At 55.7% G+C, this 988-nt stretch carries 1 protein-coding gene and 1 pseudogene; one reads left to right on the plus strand and one right to left on the minus strand.

The features are described 5' to 3' along the window. Nucleotides 1–123: autotransporter outer membrane beta-barrel domain-containing protein (locus AC3WMT_RS30840; RefSeq protein ID WP_146041298.1), on the plus strand; the 123-nt coding region annotated here is incomplete at its 5' end. A gap of 151 nt (nucleotides 124–274) precedes the next feature. On the opposite strand, the pseudogene AC3WMT_RS30845 reads toward AC3WMT_RS30840, so the two are convergent. Further along, nucleotides 275–988: pseudogene (locus tag AC3WMT_RS30845) on the minus strand (hypothetical protein); the annotation flags it as partial.

Here is a 988-nt window from a genome sequence, read left to right on the forward strand (position 1 = left end):
GGGGCGGGGGTGGCGGTGGCCATGTCTGCGCAGTGGCAAGTGCATGCCGATTTTGACTACTCGAAAGGCGAGCACATCGAGCAGCCCTGGGGGGCCAATGTCGGGGTGAGGTATAGCTGGTAGGTCTGACAGCGCTGGCGAGGCGACGGTGTGATCTTCAGAACATCGTCAAGGAGTAAAAAAAGCCGCTTCTCTGTAACAGAGCAAGCGGCTTTTTCGAATAAACCTGCCAGCCTTTACAGGCGGGGCAGGTTGGGTTGTAAGTACAGATGGCTCAGCGAACCATTCGGACTGTAATGTCATCGATTTGGTAATCGTTGCCGCCATCGGATCCGCTACCCCCTCCTCGATCCTGATGGCTCATCAATTGAATTGTATGGTCCATGCTCTGTGTGACTGTAAAAGTCGCAGTCTGGGTGTACCACTGAGCGGTTCGTGGAACGCTGTAGACCGGCAAGATCTGTAGACCGGATGAAAAACTGACGGAAAAAATCGGAGGTATGTTATTGGTCAGAGGGCTGAAGTTTCTTACCCGATAACTGAATGAGTAGGTTTGGCCGACCACAAACCGGAATGATTGACTGAATAGCAGCCCTGAGTGTCCTGAAGCGGCCGTGGTGTCATTGTGAAAAACCCCTCCCGTTACTCGACCCTGAAAACCAGCCGCACCTTTTAGCCACCGACCTGTAGTGCCATCCGTAAAGTCGGTAAAAGAGTCTGCCCACGCCTCGACCGCAAATGTACGTGGCGGAGTCGACTCCGGGCCATCGCCATACAAGGCGAGCGCGGTGAGGCTGTAAGCCTTGACGGCCAACCCGCTGACGACCTGGGTCCATACGCCGGAGCCGTTGGCGGTGGGTTCATGCAAAGTGTTGTTGCCATCGCGCAAGCGGACTTTCTGGTTGGGGCTAGCCGTGCCGGTGACGGTGACATTGCGGTCGAAGGTAATGCCTCCTTGCACGACCGTGCCTTTGGAGTCGGTGACGTT

It is taken from the genome of Pseudomonas sp. FW305-7, from assembly GCF_058786735.1.